At 57.1% G+C, this 15,501-nt stretch carries 16 protein-coding genes; 15 read left to right on the forward strand and 1 reads right to left on the reverse strand.

Annotation, left to right across the window (positions count from 1 at the left end; all coding sequences use genetic code 11):
* Positions 1–112 precede the first annotated feature (112 nt).
* From JOE25_RS10325 to JOE25_RS10345, 5 genes are read left to right on the forward strand one after another with little or no spacing between them, the layout of a single operon-like run.
* Positions 113–1,606 (forward strand): APC family permease, encoded by a 1,494-nt coding sequence (locus tag JOE25_RS10325; protein ID WP_209634811.1) that lies wholly within the window; start codon positions 113–115, stop codon positions 1,604–1,606.
* Positions 1,581–2,168 carry a DUF3156 family protein gene (locus JOE25_RS10330; protein ID WP_209634813.1) on the forward strand — a complete coding sequence of 196 codons (588 nt, stop codon included), beginning with the start codon at positions 1,581–1,583 and terminating at the stop codon, positions 2,166–2,168. The genes JOE25_RS10325 and JOE25_RS10330 overlap by 26 nt, the downstream gene beginning before the upstream one ends.
* Complete coding sequence (locus tag JOE25_RS10335; protein WP_209634816.1) at positions 2,161–2,943, forward strand: SDR family oxidoreductase; 783 nt, start codon at positions 2,161–2,163, stop codon at positions 2,941–2,943. The genes JOE25_RS10330 and JOE25_RS10335 overlap by 8 nt, the downstream gene beginning before the upstream one ends.
* Before the next feature lie 10 nt (positions 2,944–2,953).
* On the forward strand, positions 2,954–3,751 hold the full coding sequence (locus JOE25_RS10340) for a MoaF C-terminal domain-containing protein (protein WP_209634818.1): 798 nt from the start codon (positions 2,954–2,956) through the stop codon (positions 3,749–3,751).
* Between the two features lie 4 nt (positions 3,752–3,755).
* Complete coding sequence (locus JOE25_RS10345; RefSeq protein ID WP_209634821.1) at positions 3,756–4,547, forward strand: SDR family oxidoreductase; 792 nt, start codon at positions 3,756–3,758, stop codon at positions 4,545–4,547.
* Between the two features lie 137 nt (positions 4,548–4,684).
* On the opposite strand, the gene hpaR is transcribed toward JOE25_RS10345, so the two are convergent.
* Positions 4,685–5,137 carry a homoprotocatechuate degradation operon regulator HpaR gene (gene hpaR / locus JOE25_RS10350; protein WP_209634824.1) on the reverse strand — a complete coding sequence of 151 codons (453 nt, stop codon included), beginning with the start codon at positions 5,135–5,137 and terminating at the stop codon, positions 4,685–4,687.
* A 325-nt stretch (positions 5,138–5,462) separates the two neighbouring features.
* On the opposite strand from hpaR, the gene JOE25_RS10355 reads away from it, so the two are divergent.
* The 10 genes from JOE25_RS10355 to hpaB all read left to right on the forward strand — a co-directional run bounded on the left by JOE25_RS10355 (position 5,463) and on the right by hpaB (position 15,494).
* Positions 5,463–6,095, forward strand: a complete 633-nt coding sequence (locus JOE25_RS10355) for a fumarylacetoacetate hydrolase family protein (RefSeq protein ID WP_209634827.1) — start codon at positions 5,463–5,465, stop codon at positions 6,093–6,095.
* Positions 6,092–6,856, forward strand: coding sequence for a fumarylacetoacetate hydrolase family protein (locus JOE25_RS10360; RefSeq protein WP_209634830.1), 765 nt, complete (start codon positions 6,092–6,094; stop codon positions 6,854–6,856). The genes JOE25_RS10355 and JOE25_RS10360 overlap by 4 nt, the downstream gene beginning before the upstream one ends.
* Positions 6,853–8,307, forward strand: a complete 1,455-nt coding sequence (gene hpaE / locus JOE25_RS10365) for a 5-carboxymethyl-2-hydroxymuconate semialdehyde dehydrogenase (protein ID WP_209634833.1) — start codon at positions 6,853–6,855, stop codon at positions 8,305–8,307. Before JOE25_RS10360 ends, hpaE begins: the two co-directional genes overlap by 4 nt.
* Before the next feature lie 51 nt (positions 8,308–8,358).
* On the forward strand, positions 8,359–9,216 hold the full coding sequence (gene hpaD, locus JOE25_RS10370; protein WP_209634836.1) for a 3,4-dihydroxyphenylacetate 2,3-dioxygenase: 858 nt from the start codon (positions 8,359–8,361) through the stop codon (positions 9,214–9,216).
* Positions 9,217–9,225: 9 nt separating this feature from the next.
* Positions 9,226–9,612, forward strand: coding sequence for a 5-carboxymethyl-2-hydroxymuconate Delta-isomerase (locus JOE25_RS10375; protein WP_209634839.1), 387 nt, complete (start codon positions 9,226–9,228; stop codon positions 9,610–9,612).
* A gap of 10 nt (positions 9,613–9,622) precedes the next feature.
* Positions 9,623–10,426, forward strand: coding sequence for a 2-oxo-hept-4-ene-1,7-dioate hydratase (gene hpaH, locus JOE25_RS10380; RefSeq protein WP_209634842.1), 804 nt, complete (start codon positions 9,623–9,625; stop codon positions 10,424–10,426).
* Between the two features lie 75 nt (positions 10,427–10,501).
* Positions 10,502–11,296: a 4-hydroxy-2-oxoheptanedioate aldolase gene (hpaI, locus tag JOE25_RS10385; RefSeq protein ID WP_209634845.1), complete on the forward strand. Its 795-nt coding sequence runs from the start codon at positions 10,502–10,504 to the stop codon at positions 11,294–11,296.
* Positions 11,297–11,383: 87 nt separating this feature from the next.
* The gene (hpaX, locus tag JOE25_RS10390) at positions 11,384–12,754 is read left to right on the forward strand and encodes a 4-hydroxyphenylacetate permease (RefSeq protein ID WP_209634848.1); all 1,371 of its coding nucleotides are present in this window, start codon (positions 11,384–11,386) and stop codon (positions 12,752–12,754) included.
* Between the two features lie 87 nt (positions 12,755–12,841).
* Complete coding sequence (gene hpaA / locus JOE25_RS10395; protein ID WP_209634851.1) at positions 12,842–13,738, forward strand: 4-hydroxyphenylacetate catabolism regulatory protein HpaA; 897 nt, start codon at positions 12,842–12,844, stop codon at positions 13,736–13,738.
* A gap of 193 nt (positions 13,739–13,931) precedes the next feature.
* Entirely contained in the window at positions 13,932–15,494 is a 1,563-nt protein-coding gene (gene hpaB, locus JOE25_RS10400; protein WP_209634854.1) for a 4-hydroxyphenylacetate 3-monooxygenase, oxygenase component, read from the forward strand.
* The last annotated feature ends 7 nt before the right edge of the window (positions 15,495–15,501 follow it).

A 15,501-nucleotide genomic window follows, 5' to 3' on the forward strand; every position in this document is an offset into this window, starting at 1 on the left:
CGATAGTCAGCATTTTCGATTCCTCTCTATAGTGATATTGCCGCCACTGGCGACGTAAAACCTGCAAATGCACCATCAGGGCAAAACGATAAAACTATAAGAGGAAATAACCATGAACCTGTCGTCGCGGCTTCACGCCCACCTTGAGCGGGGTAAGGTCGGATTCCCCACCACGCTGGCCAGCTCGGTCGGGGTGATTATGGCCAGTCCGGTGATCCTCACTGTCACCAGTGGTTTTGGTATCGGCGGCGACACCTTCGCGCTGGCGATGCTGATCGCTTTTATTATGATGCAGGCCCAGCTCACCACGTTCTCCGAGGCAGCGGCGATATTGCCGACGTCCGGCTCGGTATACGATTATATCGCCTGTGGCATGGGGCGCTTTTTTGCCATCACCGGCGCGCTGTCAGCCTACCTGATCGTGCATATCTTTGCCGGTACTGCAGAAACCATTCTGTCCGGCATTATGGCGCTGGTGAATTTTGAACACCTTAACACCCTGATGGAAACCCATAATGCGTCCTGGATGGTGGGGGTTGGGTTGGTGATTGTGTTCGGGTTGCTTAACGCATTCGGTATTGAGGCGTTCGGCAAAGCGGAAATCGTGCTGACCTTCGCGATGTGGAGCACGCTGGTGATCTTTGGCATTGCCGGGCTGCTGTCGCCGCATGCGGTTCCTCTGGAAGGCTGGTTTGGCAGCACGTTGAGCCTGAGCGATCCGTTCGCGGTATTTAGCCTGATTGGCATGGCGATGTTCATGTTCGTTGGCTGTGAGCTGGTCACGCCGATGGCGCCGGAGATCAAACGTTCCGCCAGTGTGATCCCGCGTGCAATGTCGCTGGGGTTGTGCGGCGTGGCGGTTTGCATGGCGCTATACGGTGCGGCACTCAGTCATCAGGTGGAAAACGTGGTCGTGGATGCCGCCAATGGCGTTCACCTGCTGGATACGCCGATGGCGATCCCGGCCTTTGCCGGCCAGGTAATGGGGGAGTTCGGCAAATACTGGCTGGGCGTCGGGCTGTTGCTGGCTGGCGCGGCCACCATTAATACGCTGATGGCGGCGGTACCGCGCATTCTTTACGGCATGGCGCTGGACGGCGCACTGCCGCGTATCTTCGCCTATCTGCACCCGCGTTTTAAAACCCCGGTGGTGGGGATTTTGGTGGCGGTGCTGATCCCCTGTATTCACGCCTTTGCCATTCAGGGCAATCTCGATCGCATTATTCCCTTGGTGCTGGCAGCGGTCTGCGCCTGGGGCGTGGCTTACCTGCTGGTGACCTGTTCGGTGGTGATCCTGCGTATTCGTCGTCCAGACTTGCCACGCGCGTATAAATCGCCGTGGTTCCCGCTGCCACAAATCATTTCCAGTGTGGGCATCGTGCTGGCGATTATCTATATCACCCCGCCGGGTATGAACCCGCGAGCCGTCTACATTCCTTTCAGCATCATGATTGGCCTGACTGCGGCCTATGCGCTGTTCTGGACCCTGTGCGTGCAGAAGGTTAACCCGTTCAAGCCCGTGCCGGTTGAACAGGTGCTGGAAACTGCCTTTGCGAAAGCAGAAAACGAGGAGGCGCAGTTTGATCGGCTTACTTCCCTCACTTAACCGCCTTTGGCAGCGCGCGCCAGCCGGCTATCAACCTGGGGTAACCCTGAGCCGCCTGGCAAACAACCTGCAGCCTTATGCCTGTGAGCGTCTGTCGCCCTGTTTGCTGCGCCTGACCTTGCCGCAGGGGCCGGTGATCGACATCAGCGAACAGGTTAGCGCGTTGTTTATGGCGCATATCGTCAGCCACCGTTTTCTGTTGCAGGGTGATTGCACGCTGAAGGCGCCGCTGACGCTACGTATCACCGCAGGGGGTTGGCTACGTCGACGCGGCGTGGTGTACCGCACCCGCCGAGAAGATGCCGTGGCGCAACAGGTGATTGCTGCCCTGCAGCGTTATCCGCAAATAGGTCAAACGCTGGAACAGCTTGATTTTCGTCGTATTCAACTGACGGCGGTCGCTGGCCGTTGGCGGTTGGAGATCGAGCATTTTGCCGCTTCGGAAGTGGTCAGCCGGTTGCCGGCAGGTCGCCGCTATCTGCGGCTGGAGCCGGAACAGCGGCGGCTGCTGTTGAGCAGTTTGCTGATGATGGGCCAATTGATGGAGAAACTGGATGAGTAGAGTCGTAGTGATTACCGGTGGTGGCACTGGTGTTGGCGCCGCCTGTGCCCGATTGCTGGCGGGCAACGGCGACCGCGTGTTCATCATCGGCCGTCGTCGTGAACCCCTGATGGCGCTGGCAGACGACATTGGCGCACAGGCTTTAGTGGGCGACGCGTCCAGCGGGGACTGTTGGAAAACCGTGCTGCTGCCGGCCATTTTGCAGCAGGCTGGGCGCATCGACTGCCTGATAGGAAGCGCGGGCGGCATGGGGTTGGGGCGCATTACCGAGATGAGCGATGACCACTGGCGCCACGCGTTGGACAGCAATCTCAATAGTGCGTTTGCCAGTGCCCGTGCTTGCCTGCCGGAGCTGGTTAAAACCGGCGGTAATCTGTTGTTTGTCGCGTCTATCGCCTCGCTGGCCGCCGGGCCGGAGGTCTGCGGCTATGTCACCGCCAAACACGCCTTGATCGGGCTGATGCGATCCATCGCCCGCGATTATGGCCCACAAGGTGTGCGTGCCAATGCCGTCTGCCCGGGGTGGGTCACGACACCGATGGCGGATGAAGAAATGCAGCCGTTAATGGCAGCGCACCAACTTACGCTGGAACAGGCCTACCAGCATGTCTGCCGTGACGTGCCGCTGCGCCGCCCGGCCAGCGCCGAAGAAATTGCCGGCATCTGTCGTTTTCTCTGTTCGGCGGAAGCGTCAATCATCACCGGCGCGGCGCTTGTGGCGGACGGCGGTTCAACCATTGTTGACGTACCGACATTGGCTTTCACTTCTCTTTAAGGAGCATCAAATGAGTTCAGAAGCGGTATTTATTCAGGTTGGCGCGTTGGCGGAAGGTTTTGCCCCACACAGCAATACGCTGGAGCAACAGCACGGATTGAGCGGCAGCACGTTGGTATTGCGCTTTACCGACGGGGAAATGCTGAGCTGTCATTTTGTGGACGAGCAGACGCTGAGCTGGGGCGAGTACCGGGGCATTGCTTATCGGGCTACCAGCATTCGTCCCGGCATTTTGTTTATCGATTTTCTCGATCCCGCACAGGATAACGCCAGTATCACGCTGGTGTGCGATCGCAACCAGGGCAATTTTACTGCGGTGTACGGCCAGTTGCCGAATGAGGAGCAAACCCGTCTGGATGCCTTCAGCCGCGTTGAGCAGGGGCTGCCGTTAACGGCGGTCAACGTCGAGTTCCAATTTGGCACCTTGGATGATGCCAAGGTTACGCCGCCGCATTTCACCGACGAGTTGATCGGTATGCGCAATATGTACACCTATAGCCCGACAGAACGTTACGAACATATCTACCTGAACGACAATTTCTACGCCTGGCAGTGTCTGGACGGTGTGGAGAAAGGGTTGGCGGATGTCGATCGCTGCCACTACGTGAAAGTGGCTGAAAAACTCTACTTGTTCGTCTGGCGCGAGAAAATCGTACCAACGTTAGGGGTGGTAATGATCGATCTGCAAGGGATGCGAACTGACGGCAAGATCCTCGGTTATCAGGGCAGCGATTTCAGTGCGCTAAGCAATTTTGCGGTGGGTGCCCATGCGCAAGTGCTCAATACGACCCGCCATCCACGGGGATAAGCCGATGAAGACGACGTATGCGGACGATGCCTTCAGCGGCAAGGTCGTGCTGGTAACCGGCGGTGCACAGGGCATTGGGCTGGCGATTGTCAGCGCTTTTGCCCAGTTGGGTGCGACGGTAGTGATGGCGGATCTGCAGCGACAAAAGGCACAAGCAGCGGCTGAGACGCTACAACAGCAGGGCTGGCAGGTGCAGGCGATGGCCTGCGATTTGGCGGACCCTGGGCAGATTGCAGAATGGGTGGCGGCAGTGGGGCAACGTTATCAGCGGCTGGACGTCGTGATCCACAATGCGGCGTATTTCCCGCTGACGCCGTTTGCCGAAATCGATGCTGAGCTGTTGCAACGCACGCTGAGCGTCAATCTGATGGCGCCGTTCTTTCTTGCGCAGGCGGCGTTACCCTGGATGCAGCGCCAGGGCGGCGGTAGCATTCTGGTGACCTCATCGGTGACGGGCCCACGGGTGGCTTATCCGGGGTTGGCGCACTATGCCGCCTCCAAGGCCGGGGTTAACGGTTTTATTCGCGCGGCAGCGCTGGAGCTGGCAGAGGCAGGCGTGCGGGTTAACGGCGTGGAGCCGGGGATGATCCGCACACCGGCGATGGCCAACCTGGGCGGTGCCACGGTCAATCAGGCCATTGCCGCCGCAGTGCCACTCGGGCGGCTGGGGGAACCTGAAGACATTGCTGCGGCGATGGTGTTCCTGGCCTCACCGGCGGCGGCCTATATTACCGGGCAGACGCTGGTGGTGGATGGCGGCGCATTATTACCCGAGGCCCATCCTCTTCTTGCCTGAAGTTGCAGCGTTGTTGGCTGCCTACGCTCACCGCAGGGGGCGAATATATTCGGACCGGCTAACAGGGCGCAGCACGCAGCGCCCCTACCGCCCGCCAAGCGGCAACGCCAATTCATTGAGGATGAGAGCCGGGAGGATCATTTCTTTGTGGGATGGGCGGTTACGTTGGCGGGCAATTTATCCCCCAGAGTGATCAGCTCGTCCAGCAGTGCCATTAGTTGGTCCATCTTCTGCTGCGAGAATGCGGCTTCGATCTCACCGTACCCCTGTTCGACCTGATGACGTGCCACCTCATACAATTCCTGACCTTGCTGGGTCAGTGAAACGTAGAGCTTGCGCTGATCGTTAACCGGTTTCAGGCGGAAAATCAGCTTATCGCGCTCCATACGCGACAAGATGCCGGTCAGGCTGGGACGCAAGATACAGGTTTCCGCCGCCAGTTCATGGAACTCAATGGAGCGGCTATTGGCCAGCACGCGAATGATGCGCCACTGCTGTTCCGTCAGATTATGGCTTTTCAGGATTGGGCGGAAAAACCCCATGGCGGTTTCACGTGCCTGCAGCAGGGCAATAGTTAAGGATTCATGCATAGGTTTAGCCTTTGCTATCAAGGTGTTTGTTATTCCGGCACCGATCGCAGAGAACGCAATGTACTGCCTGGATTTATTAATAACTTAATAGTAGCCAAGTTTACCTTACCGGATAAAGCGAAAACGTACCTGTGGGTGGAAAAATCGCCTAAAAATGATTAATGCGTTGAATAATCACGCTAATGTTCACTGATTGTGAATATTTTGTTATCACGATCACAAATCAACCCTCCCGCGTTGCGTAAAAGCTGAACAGCGTATAAAAGTAATCATTAACATATTAATGAATGCCGGTTGTCATGTTCTGTCATTGAAAGGAGTTTGCATGAAAGGCACCGTATTTTCCGTCGCGCTAAACCACCGCAGCCAAATTGACGCCTGGGATCAGGCATTCCATGAGCTACCTTATAAAACCCCGCCGAAGACCCCGGTGTGGTTTATCAAGCCGCGTAATACCCACCTCGCCAACGGCGGGGCGATCCCGTTTCCTGCCGGTGAACAGGTACAGAGCGGCGCAACCTTGGCGGTAGTGATCGGCGACACCGCGCGTAAGGTGCCGGCCGAGCGTGTGGCTGATTATCTGGCCGGTTATGCCCTGGCCAATGACATCAGCCTGCCGGAAAGCAGCTTCTATCGGCCGGCAATCAAAGCGAAATGCCGCGACGGCTTTTGTCCGTTAGGCGATATCGGCCAGTTGGCGACCTCGGCAAAGCTGGAAATCATCACCGAAATCAATGGCGTGGAGCGGGATCGTTGGTCAACGGCCGATCTGGTGCGTTCGGTGCCGGAGCTGATTGCGGCCATCAGCGATTTTATTACCTTGCAGCCGGGTGACGCGGTATTGATCGGCACACCACACCAACGTGTGGAGATCATGCCGGGGGATGAAGTCAGGGTACGCGCAGCCGGCCTGCCGACCTTGACCAACCCTGTGACGCAGGCAGGAGAAGCATCATGAGACACGCCCGTATTCGCCATCACGGCAAAATTGTTAACGTCAGCGTCGATGAACAATTACGCGTTACCCTGCCGGACGGCAGCGTTCTGAACGAGCTGGAGGCCGAGTGGTTGCCGCCTGCACAGGGCACGGTGTTCGCGCTGGGTCTGAACTACGCCGATCACGCCAGCGAGCTGGAGTTCAAGGCACCGGAAGAACCCTTGGTGTTCCTGAAAGCGCCAAACACCCTGACCGGGCACCGCCAGGTGTCGGTGCGCCCGGCTGACGTCGAGTATATGCACTACGAAGCCGAGCTGGTGGCGGTGATCGGCAAGACTGCGCGCAATGTCAGCCGTGAAAACGCCATGGACTATGTCGCGGGTTACACCCTGTGCAACGACTACGCCATTCGCGATTACCTGGAAAACTACTACCGCCCGAATCTGCGGGTAAAAAGCCGCGACACGTTGACGCCGATTGGGCCGTACATCGTGGATCGTGACGATATTGCCGATCCGCACCGCCTGGCGCTCAGCACCTACGTCAACGGCGAGCTGCGCCAGCGCGGCAGCACCGCCGATATGATTTTCGATATTCCGTACCTGATCAGTTACCTGAGCGAATTTATGACGCTGCAGCCGGGCGACATGATCGCCACCGGCACGCCGAAAGGGCTGGCTGACGTGCTGCCGGGTGACGAAGTGGTGGTGGAGATCGAGGGCATTGGCCGTTTGGTTAACCACATCATCAGTGAAAAAGATTACGAGGAAAGCCTGCGATGAAAACCATCAACCATTGGATTAACGGTAAGAATGTAGCCAGCAAAGCGTATTTCACCACCACCAACCCGGCCAACGGCGAGGTGCTGGCAGAAGTGGCGTCTGGCGGGCAGTTGGAGATCGATCAGGCGGTGGCCGCCGCCAAAGAGGCTTTTCCGAAATGGGCCAATACGCCAATGAAAGAGCGCGCACGCCTGATGCGTCGCTTGGGTGAATTGATCGACGAGAATGTCCCGCAGATAGCGGAGATGGAAACCGCCGATACCGGTCTGCCTATCCACCAAACCAAAAACGTGTTGATTCCACGCGCATCGCACAACTTTGAGTTTTTCGCCGAGATCTGCCAGCAGATGAATGGTCGCACCTATCCGGTGGACGACAAGATGCTCAACTACACGTTGATCCAGCCGGTGGGGGTGTGTGCGCTTGTTTCGCCGTGGAACGTGCCATTCATGACGGCCACCTGGAAAACTGCGCCCTGCCTGGCATTGGGCAACACCGCAGTGCTGAAAATGTCCGAGCTGTCGCCGCTGACCGCCGATCGTCTGGGGGAACTGGCGCTGGAAGCGGGCATCCCGGCCGGGGTGCTCAATGTGGTGCAGGGCTACGGTGCGACTGCCGGGGATGCCTTGGTACGCCATAAAGATGTGCGTGCCGTGTCCTTTACCGGCGGTACCGCCACCGGTCGACGCATTATTGAAAGCGCAGGGCTGAAGAAGTTTTCCATGGAGCTGGGCGGCAAGTCGCCGGTGCTGATTTTTGAAGATGCGGACATCGAACGTGCCCTGGATGCTGCGCTGTTTACCATTTTCTCGATCAATGGTGAACGCTGCACGGCCGGTTCGCGCATCTTCATTCAAGAGAGCATTTATCCGGAATTCGTCAAACGCTTCGCCGAGCGTGCCAACCGCCTGCGCGTGGGTGATCCGCAGGATCCCAACACCCAGGTGGGGGCGCTGATCAGCCCGCAGCACTGGGAAAAAGTCTCTGGCTATATTCGCCTTGGGCTGGAAGAGGGCGCCACCCTGCTGGCAGGCGGCCCGGACAAACCGGCTGGCTTGAGCCACGGCAACTTCCTGCGCCCGACGGTGCTGGCTGATGTCGATAACCGTATGCGCATCGCGCAGGAGGAGATTTTTGGGCCAGTGGCCTGCCTGCTGCCGTTCAAATCAGAAGAAGACGGCCTGCGTATGGCCAACGACGTGGAGTACGGCCTGGCGTCGTATATCTGGACGCAGGATGTGAGCAAGGTGCTGCGTCTGGCCCGCAATATTGAAGCGGGTATGGTTTTCGTTAACACCCAAAACGTACGTGATTTGCGCCAGCCCTTTGGCGGCGTGAAATCGTCCGGCACCGGCCGAGAAGGCGGGGAATACAGCTTCGAAGTGTTCGCCGAGATGAAGAACGTGTGTATTTCCATGGGTGATCACCCGATCCCACGTTGGGGCGTTTAAGTCCGCACCGGCACTGTTTCACGGAATCATTTTTGTTTCATGTGAGGTTGTATGGGTAAGTTAGCGTTAGCCGCCAAGATTACACATGTTCCATCGATGTATCTGTCGGAAATTCCTGGAAAAAACTTTGGTTGCCGCCAGTCGGCGATCGACGGCCACAAAGAGATCAGCGCGCGCTGCCGTGAAATGGGCGTCGACACCATTATTGTGTTCGACACCCACTGGCTGGTGAACAGCGCTTATCACATCAATTGCAGCCCGCACTTCGAGGGGCTCTATACCAGTAATGAACTGCCGCACTTCATCCGCGACATGACCTACGAATACGAAGGTAATCCTCCGTTGGGTCAGTTGATTGCCGCCGAAGCCTGCGCACTCGGAGTGCGCGCCAAAGCGCATGAGATCCCAAGCCTGAAGCTGGAATACGGCACGCTGGTGCCGATGCGCTACATGAACAGCGATAAGCATTTCAAGGTGATATCGATCTCTGCGTTCTGCACCGTGCATGACTTTGCCGATAGCCGCCGTTTGGGTGAAGCGATCAAAACCGCGATTGATAAATACGATGGCACGGTGGCGGTACTGGCCAGCGGGTCGCTTTCTCATCGTTTTATTGACGACCAGCGCGCTGAAGAAGGCATGAACAGTTACACGCGTCAGTTCGACCAGCAAATGGACGAACGGGTCGTCAAGCTGTGGGAGGAAGGGCGCTTCCGCGAGTTTTGCGAAATGCTGCCGGAATACGCCGATTACTGCTACGGCGAAGGCAACATGCATGACACCGTGATGCTGCTCGGCTTGCTGGGGTGGGATAAATATGACGGCAAGGTGGAGTTCATTACGCCGCTGTTCGCCAGTTCCGGCACCGGGCAGGTCAATGCCGTGTTCCCGCTGCCAGCCGAAGCCTGAGGAGTCGCCATGCCCCATTTTTACGCTGAATGTACCGACAATATCCGCCGTGAGGCGGATTTGCCCACGCTGTTCGCCAAGGTCAACCAGGCACTGGCGGACACCGGCATTTTCCCGTTGGCCGGGGTGCGCAGCCGCGCTATTTGGCTGGATACCTGGCAGATGGCTGACGGCAAGCAGGATTACGCCTTCGTACACATGACGCTGAAGATTGGTCATGGCCGCAGCCTGGAAAGTCGTGAACAGGTAGGGGAAATGTTGTTCGCGCTGATCACCGAGCACTTTGCTGCGCTGATGGCCAGCCGCTATTTGGCGCTGTCCTTCACCATGGAAGAGCTGGATCCGGTGTTGAACTACAAACAAAACAATGTCCACGCGCTATTCCGCAAAGAGTAAGGGGCCGTCAATGTTGGATAAAGAACTGGTTAGCCGTGCCGTGCAGCGTTTGCATCAGGCGGAGCAGAGCCGTGAACAGATCCGCGCGTTATCACTGGATCATCCCGAGATCACCATTGAAGACGCTTACGCCATTCAGCGGCAGTGGGTGGCGCTAAAGGTTGCAGAAGGCCGCACATTAAAGGGCCATAAGATCGGCCTGACGTCGCGTGCTATGCAGGTCAGTTCGCAGATTACGGAACCGGATTTCGGTGCCTTGCTCGATGACATGTTTTTCAATGACGGCAGCGACATTCCCATCGATCGTTTTATCGTGCCACGGGTTGAGGTTGAGCTGGCGTTTGTGCTGGCCAAGCCTCTGCGCGGGCCAAACTGCACATTGTTTGATGTCTACAACGCCACTGATTACATCATTCCGGCGCTGGAGATCATCGATGCACGCAGCCATAACGTCGATCCCGAAACGCAGCGTCCCCGCAAGGTATTCGACACCATTTCTGACAACGCCGCCAACGCCGGTGTGGTGATGGGCGGCAGACCGATCAAACCGGATGCACTGGATCTACGTTGGATCAGTGCGTTGTTGTACCGCAATGGCGTCATCGAAGAGTCTGGCGTCGCGGCGGCGGTGCTGAACCATCCGGCTAATGGCGTCGCCTGGTTGGCCAACAAGCTGTTCCCGTATGACGTGGAGCTGGAAGCGGGACAGGTGATCCTTGGCGGTTCCTTCACCCGGCCGGTCGCCGCCCGGCGCGGTGATACCTTCCATGCGGATTATGGCCCGATGGGCTGCATTAGCTGCCGATTTGTGTAATCAGCGGGTTCGGCAGGCCGAACCTTAAGCGTGTCCGGGCGCTGCTGGCTGCGCCCGTTAATCAGGGAGAATGCGATGTTAACCAACTCTTTTAAGAAGGCGTTGCAGGAAAAGCGCCCGCAGATTGGCCTCTGGCTGGGGTTATGCAGCAGTTACAGCGCAGAACTGCTGGCCGGTTCTGGCTTCGATTGGCTGTTGATCGACGGTGAGCACGCGCCTAACAACGTGCAAACGGTGCTGGGCCAGTTGCAGGCGATCGCACCTTACCCGAGCCAGCCGGTGGTCCGCCCGGCGTGGAATGACGCGGTGATGATTAAGCAACTGCTGGATATTGGCGCGCAAACGCTGCTGATCCCGATGATTCAAAACGCCGAACAGGCGCGTGATGCGGTGCGAGCCACGCGTTATCCACCGAGCGGTATACGCGGTGTTGGCAGTGCGTTGGCGCGTGCATCGCGCTGGAATCGGGTGCCAGATTATCTGCAACAGGCTGACGCGCAGATGTGCGTGTTAGTGCAGATCGAAACGCGTGAGGCGGTGAAAAATCTGGACGAGATCCTGCAGGTCGACGGGGTCGACGGGGTATTCATCGGCCCGGCGGATTTGAGTGCAGATATGGGGTTTGCCGGTAATCCGCAGCAGCCGGAGGTGCAGCGCACCATCGACGACGCCCTTGCGCGTATCAGCGCAGCCGGCAAGGCACCGGGCATTTTGACGGCGAATCCGGAACTGGCGCAGCATTATCTGGCGTCCGGCGCACTGTTTGTCGCGGTGGGAGTGGATACCACTCTGCTGGCGCGGGCAGCGGAAACGCTGGCAGGCCGCTTTAAACACGCGCAAGCCCCCGTGCAATCCCCGAGCGTTTATTAGGTTGTATACCCAATAGATTTCACGCTGCAGGCAACACCCCTGCGATGTGAAAGATAAAGGTATAGGTGCAATCTTATTGGAGACACCATGAGCAACGTCGATTCGCTGCCACCGGCCAACCCGGCGCAGCAACATAAAGCGTTAACCGCCGCCGAGCAATCGGTGATTAAAAAGTTATTTCGGCGACTGATTATTTTCCTGTTTGTGCTGTTTGTTTTCTCTTTCCTCGACCGCATCAATATCGGTTTCGCCGGGCTGACGATGGGTAAGGATCTTGGCCTCAGCTCGACCATGTTTGGTTTGGCAGCGACCTTGTTCTACGTCACCTATGTGATTTTTGGTATTCCGAGCAACATTATGCTGGGGATCGTGGGGGCACGGCGCTGGATCGCCACCATCATGGTGCTGTGGGGGATCGCCTCAACCTGCACCCTGTTTGCCACCGGGCCGACCAGCTTGTATGTGCTACGGATGATCGTCGGCATCACCGAAGCCGGTTTTCTGCCGGGTATTTTGGTTTATCTCACCTATTGGTTCCCGGCGTTTTACCGCGCCCGTGCCAACGCGCTGTTTATGATCGCCATGCCGGTCACGATGGCGATCGGTTCACTGGTATCCGGCTATATTTTGGCGCTGGACGGCTTGATGAACCTTAAGGGTTGGCAATGGCTGTTCCTGTTGGAGGGGATTCCTTCAGTGCTGCTGGGTGTGGTGGTGTGGTTCTATCTGGACGATACCCCGGCCAAAGCCAAATGGCTGACCGATGAAGAAAAAAGCAGCCTGAAAGCGATGATGGATGCCGACAAGCTGCAACTGGTGCAGCCTAATGGGCCAGGTAGCCACCGGGCGATGCAGCAGCGCAGCCTGTGGCGGGAAGTGTTCACGCCAATTGTGCTGATGTATACGCTGGCCTATTTCTGCCTGACCAATACGCTGAGCGCCATCAACATCTGGACGCCACAGATCTTGCAGAGCTTTAACCAGGGCAGCAGCAACATTGTGATCGGTATTCTGGCGGCGATCCCGCAGATCTGTACCATTGCCGGGATGATTTGGTGGAGTAAACGATCGGATCGATTGCAGGAGCGAAAACACCATACGGCACTGCCGTATCTGTTTGCCGCGGCCGGTTGGTTGCTGGCTTCGGCGACCGATCACAGCATGATCCAATTGCTGGGGATCGTGATGGCATCGGTGGGGTCCTTCACCGCCATGGCGATCTTCTGGACCACGCCGGATCAATCGATCAGTCTGGAGGCGCGGGCGATTGGGATCGCGGTGATCAACGCCACCGGCAATATTGGATCGGCGGTCAGTCCGTTGTTGATCGGCTGGTTTAAGGATCTGACCGGGAGCTTTAACTCTGGGCTGTACTTCGTTTCGGCATTGTTGATCATCGGTGCGTTACTTGTCTGGCGTATCCCAATGCAGGGCTCGCGCCCACGGGCCACGCCGTAATGGACGGGCCCAGCATGCTGGGCCCCTACCGAACACCTGTAGGGGTTGAGCACGCTCAACCCGTTTTCGGGGAGAGTGAGGACAATAATGCAGAAAAGTACCGGTTTTATCGCCAATATCGATATCTGCAAAGAATACGATGCGCGTTACGCCACGGATGAAGTGCACTACGAAACCTTCGCCGGGCTGGCGGCATTTTTTGGCCGCGATATGCAGGTGCACTGGCATGACCGTTTCTTCCAGGTACATTTCCTGGAGACCGGTAAGATTGAGTTGCAGTTGGACAGCCAGCACTATTCGGTGCAGGCCCCGCTGTTTATCCTGACGCCGCCCTCGGTACCGCACGCGTTCTTTACTGAACCGGACAGCGACGGCCACGTACTGACGGTGCGTCAGGAGTTGATATGGCCGCTGCTGGAGCGCTTGTACCCCGGCAGCAATCTGGCATTGGATATGCCAGGTATCTGTTTGTCGATGGCAGACGCACCGCAGGAATTAACGGCGCTCAGTCATTACTGGGCGCTGATTCGCCGTGAGTTCAGCCAAGGGTTGGCCGGCCGCGAGCAGACGCTGGCTCTGCTGGCGCAGGCGGTATTGACCCTGTTGCTACGCAATGCCGCACTGGAGGATTCCGCGACCAGCGGCGTGCGCGGCGAGCTCAAGTTGTTCCAGCGTTTCAACAAGATGGTCGATGAACGTTTCCGCGATCACCTGCCGGTACCGGACTACGCTCAGGCGCTGGGGGTGACTGAATCACGGTTGAACGATCTGTGCCGGCGCTTTGCCAATCAGCCCCCCAAGCGGCTGATATTTGATCGCGTATTGCGTGAAGCCAAGCGGATGCTGCTGTTCAGCGCCTGCACGGTGCATGAAACCGCTTATAGCCTCGGCTTTAAGGATCCCGCCTATTTCGCGCGTTTTTTCAACCGGCTGGAAGGGTGCTCTCCCTCAAGTTACCGCGCTGCACAACATTCCCTTTCGTAACGGCCGGATACGGCCTGGATCACAGTTTGCCGCGAAAGCGGCAAACCCACCTGAAAAGTACCCGCGATTGCCGCAAAAGTCTCTTCTCGAAATCGGCGTTGGGAGCTTCAATTAAGCAACCAAAAGAAAACATTATTTTAACAAGTGGCCGAATACACGGCCCATAAAATGCCGATTACGAGGAAGACAACGAATGAAACCAGAAGACTTTCGTGCTGACAGCAAACGCCCGTTCACCGGTGCCGAATACCTGAAAAGTTTGCAGGATGGCCGTGAAATCTACATTTATGGCGAGCGAGTGAAAGATGTTACCACTCATCCGGCGTTCCGTAATGCGGCGGCGTCAGTCGGCCAACTGTATGACGCATTGCACGATCCGATCGGTCAGGATCGCCTGTGCTGGAATACCGATACCGGCAACGGTGGTTACACGCACAAATTCTTCCGCTACGCCCGCAGCCCTGAAGAGATGCGCCAGCAGCGCGATGCTATCGCCGACTGGTCGCGCCAGAGCTACGGTTGGATGGGGCGTACCCCAGATTACAAAGCGGCGTTTGGCTGCGCACTGGGCGCCAATCCCGAATTTTATGGTCAGTTTGCCGACAACGCACGCCATTGGTACAAACGCATCCAGGAAACCGGTCTGTACTTTAACCACGCTATCGTCAACCCGCCTATTGATCGTCACAAGCCGGTTAACGAAGTGAAAGACGTGTTCATTAAGGTGGAGAAAGAGACGGACGCCGGCATCATTGTCAGCGGTGCCAAAGTGGTGGCGACCAACTCGGCGTTGACGCACTACAACTTTATCGGCTTTGGCTCCGCGCAGGTGATGGGCGATAACCCGGACTTCGCACTGATGTTTGTCGCACCGATGGACGCTGAAGGGGTGAAGCTGATCTCTCGTGCTTCTTATGAATTGGTCGCAGGTGCCACGGGATCGCCGTTTGATTATCCGCTATCGAGCCGTTTTGATGAGAACGATGCGATCCTGATTATGGATCATGTGTTGATCCCGTGGGAAAACGTCCTGATCTACCGTGATTTCGATCGTTGCCGCCGTTGGAGTACCGAAGGTGGTTTTGCCCGGCTATTCCCGTTACAGGCGTGCGTACGCTTGGCGGTGAAGATGGACTTCATTACCGCACTGCTGCAAAAAAGCCTGTCTTGTACCGGGGTGCTTGAGTTCCGCGGCGTGCAGGCCGATCTCGGCGAAGTGGTTGCCTGGCGTAATCTGTTCTGGTCGTTGAGCGATGCCATGTGCGCTGAAGCCACCAAGTGGGAAAACGGCGCTTATTTGCCAGATTCCGCCGCGATTCAGACCTATCGCGTGATGGCGCCGATGGCCTATGCCAAGGTGAAGAACATCATCGAAAAGAACGTTACCAGCGGTTTGATCTACCTGCCGTCGAGTGTCCGTGACATGAACAACCCAGAGATCGACAAATATCTGTCGCGCTATGTGCGTGGATCTGACGGCATGGATCATGTTGAACGTATCAAGATCCTCAAGTTGATGTGGGATGCGATCGGCAGTGAATTCGGCGGTCGTCACGAGTTGTATGAGATTAACTATGCCGGCAGCCAAGATGAGATCCGCCTGCAATGTCTGCGCCATGCGCAAGGATCCGGCACCATGGGCAAGATGATGGAAATGGTCGACAAATGCCTGTCCGACTACGACCAGCACGGCTGGAAAGTACCGCATCTGCATAACAATGATGATATTAATCAACTGGATAAACTGCTTAAGTGATCCGGTA

This window comes from Serratia sp. PL17 (assembly GCF_017832355.1).
Classification (GTDB): domain Bacteria; phylum Pseudomonadota; class Gammaproteobacteria; order Enterobacterales; family Enterobacteriaceae; genus Serratia.

Bases quoted from the DNA above. Each gene is read 5' to 3' on its own strand.
- JOE25_RS10325 (WP_209634811.1), top strand. From the start codon at position 113: ATGAACCTGTCGTCGCGGCTTCACGCCCACCTTGAGCGGGGTAAGGTC.
- JOE25_RS10335 (WP_209634816.1), top strand. From the start codon at position 2,161: ATGAGTAGAGTCGTAGTGATTACCGGTGGTGGCACTGGTGTTGGCGCC.
- JOE25_RS10340 (WP_209634818.1), top strand. From the start codon at position 2,954: ATGAGTTCAGAAGCGGTATTTATTCAGGTTGGCGCGTTGGCGGAAGGT.
- JOE25_RS10345 (WP_209634821.1), top strand. From the start codon at position 3,756: ATGAAGACGACGTATGCGGACGATGCCTTCAGCGGCAAGGTCGTGCTG.
- hpaR (WP_209634824.1), bottom strand. From the start codon at position 5,137: ATGCATGAATCCTTAACTATTGCCCTGCTGCAGGCACGTGAAACCGCC.
- JOE25_RS10355 (WP_209634827.1), top strand. From the start codon at position 5,463: ATGAAAGGCACCGTATTTTCCGTCGCGCTAAACCACCGCAGCCAAATT.
- JOE25_RS10360 (WP_209634830.1), top strand. From the start codon at position 6,092: ATGAGACACGCCCGTATTCGCCATCACGGCAAAATTGTTAACGTCAGC.
- hpaE (WP_209634833.1), top strand. From the start codon at position 6,853: ATGAAAACCATCAACCATTGGATTAACGGTAAGAATGTAGCCAGCAAA.
- hpaD (WP_209634836.1), top strand. From the start codon at position 8,359: ATGGGTAAGTTAGCGTTAGCCGCCAAGATTACACATGTTCCATCGATG.
- JOE25_RS10375 (WP_209634839.1), top strand. From the start codon at position 9,226: ATGCCCCATTTTTACGCTGAATGTACCGACAATATCCGCCGTGAGGCG.
- hpaH (WP_209634842.1), top strand. From the start codon at position 9,623: ATGTTGGATAAAGAACTGGTTAGCCGTGCCGTGCAGCGTTTGCATCAG.
- hpaI (WP_209634845.1), top strand. From the start codon at position 10,502: ATGTTAACCAACTCTTTTAAGAAGGCGTTGCAGGAAAAGCGCCCGCAG.
- hpaX (WP_209634848.1), top strand. From the start codon at position 11,384: ATGAGCAACGTCGATTCGCTGCCACCGGCCAACCCGGCGCAGCAACAT.
- hpaA (WP_209634851.1), top strand. From the start codon at position 12,842: ATGCAGAAAAGTACCGGTTTTATCGCCAATATCGATATCTGCAAAGAA.
- hpaB (WP_209634854.1), top strand. From the start codon at position 13,932: ATGAAACCAGAAGACTTTCGTGCTGACAGCAAACGCCCGTTCACCGGT.